The sequence below is a fragment of the Mycobacterium sp. TH-M15 genome (assembly GCF_057473705.1).
This window is the reverse complement of the sequence record NZ_JBYCLB010000335.1, coordinates 1-1,807: the sequence shown is the minus strand read 5'-3', so window position 1 is coordinate 1,807 and position 1,807 is coordinate 1. Positions and strand designations below refer to the sequence as shown.

The window sequence follows — 1,807 nt, the reverse complement described above, 5'->3', positions numbered from 1 at the left end:
CCGGTCGTCGAGGCCCGCCTTCTTCACCTGCTCGGTGGAGATGGCGATCTGCTCGGCGGCGATGTTCACCCCGGTGATCTTCTTCACCCCGTACTCGTTGACGAACAGGATGTCCTGGTCGCCGTAGCCGGTGCCGCAGTCGACGACGACGTCGGCCTTGCCGAACTCGGCGCTGTCGGCGACCAGCCGGGCCAGGTCCCGGCTGGCCTCGTCCAGGGTGGTCGGATTGTTCTTCCAGTACCCGAGGTTGATGAACAGCGACTCCTCGCCGAACAGGTTCTGGGTGCCGATGATGTCGTAGATCTGGCCGGTCTTCGGCAGGTCGGAGTGCGACATCAGCACCTTGGCGGCCTTGCCGTACTCGCCCGCCCAGCGGCGCCACCGCTGGCTCCTGGTTTCGTCGTCGATGCGACCCGGAATCGTTACCACTGTCATCTCCTGCTCTCTGGGTTGGTGATTTCTGGATGTTCGTCGATCCACGCGTCGGTGAACCGCTGAATCTTGCGGATGTTCTCGGTCAGGTCCGAACCGATCGACCTCTCCAGTCTGCCGCCCAGCAACGGGAGGTTCACGTCGACGGTGGCGGTGAATCGCAGCTGCGAGCCGGTGGGCGCGGGGGTCAGCCACGCGTCGAGCCGGCCCGACCCCACCGACGCCGGCGCCGTCACCTCGACCTGCCCCTGCACCCGGTTGTCGCCTACGGGTTTCCACACCTCGCCGTGCTGGATCTTCAGATCGCCGGGGAGCAGCTGGGCCAGCGCGGCGGGCAGAAACCGGCGCCCCAGGTGCTGGGTGAGCCGCACCTCGACCGCGCCGTCGCCGTCGACGGTGAGCGAGTCCAGCGTGCTGGCGGCGTCGAACTCGGCGTGCCGGGCGTGCCAGTACTCGGCGCAGCCGAACGCGGCGTGCACCCGCTCGACGCTGGCGGTCGAGTCGGTGACGATGTCGAACGAATGCGGCACGGCGCTGCCCTACCCCCCACCGGCACCGGGGGGACCGAACAGCTCGTCGGCGAGCCCGCCGGCGAACACGCGGGTCTGCTCCAGCTGCTCCGGCGAGACGTTGGTGGACGGGATCGACACGCCCAGGTACCGGTCCCGGTACTCGCCGGTGCCCAGGTAACTGGTGAGCGAGAGCATGGACCGGAGCTGGCCGCCCGGGTAGCCGAAGTGGACGCCGCCGACGTACCGGCCGCCCTGCCGCCGGCCGAGCCGGCGCACCGCGGCCAGGTTCTCCCGCCAGTACCGGCGGCAGACGACGAACGCGGCGAACGGCGTGCCAGCGAACAACTCCCGTGCCTCACCGGATTTCAGGAACGAGCGCACCGGCATGCTGGTGGTCCGCCACCAGGTGGGTGAGCCGACGCAGATCAGGTCGTAGGGACCGTCGCGCACCGCGTCCGGGGTGCGGATCGCCCCGGTGCTGCGGCGCAGTTGGGCGGGGAAGACGCTGAACATGTCCGGCCAGACCCGCCGCATCGGGAACCGGGCGAACCGCGCCGCGTACCGCGGGTCGGTGAACTCGATCGGCGCGGTGACCACCTCGCAGCCACGGTCGCCGAACACCTCACCAGCGGCCTGCAGCACCTTGAGCGCCTGGCCGGTGTAGCTGTAGTAGAGCAGCAGCACCCGCGGCATCGCGTTACCGCAACCGCCGAAGCACGATCGGCATCCCGTCCACCGGGATCGGCATCCCGGCGTAATCCCACCGGGACCGGTAGCCGGGGTGGGCCAGCTCCAGGCGGTACTCGCGCAGCAGCCGGTGCACGATGGTCTTGGCCTCCAGGTTGGCGAAGACCAGGCCGATG

Annotated in this window: 3 protein-coding genes and 1 pseudogene; all 4 read right to left on the bottom strand. The window is 69.5% G+C overall.

Annotation, left to right across the window (positions count from 1 at the left end; translation table 11 throughout):
• Positions 1 to 435 (bottom strand): SAM-dependent methyltransferase (locus AC2VNT_RS08145; RefSeq protein WP_486946372.1); only part of this gene is annotated, 435 nt, incomplete at its 3' end.
• Entirely contained in the window at positions 432 to 962 is a 531-nt protein-coding gene (locus AC2VNT_RS08140; protein WP_486946371.1) for a DUF2505 domain-containing protein, read from the bottom strand. The genes AC2VNT_RS08145 and AC2VNT_RS08140, both read right to left, overlap by 4 nt.
• A 9-nt stretch (positions 963 to 971) precedes the next feature.
• Positions 972 to 1,637: a flavodoxin family protein gene (locus tag AC2VNT_RS08135; protein ID WP_486946370.1), complete on the bottom strand. Its 666-nt coding sequence runs from the start codon at positions 1,635 to 1,637 to the stop codon at positions 972 to 974.
• A gap of 4 nt (positions 1,638 to 1,641) precedes the next feature.
• Positions 1,642 to 1,807, bottom strand: a pseudogene (locus AC2VNT_RS08130) (cytochrome P450); the annotation flags it as partial.

Excerpts from the sequence above, each read along its gene's own strand:
- AC2VNT_RS08135 (WP_486946370.1), bottom strand. The coding sequence starts at position 1,637 with ATGCCGCGGGTGCTGCTGCTCTACTACAGCTACACCGGCCAGGCGCTC.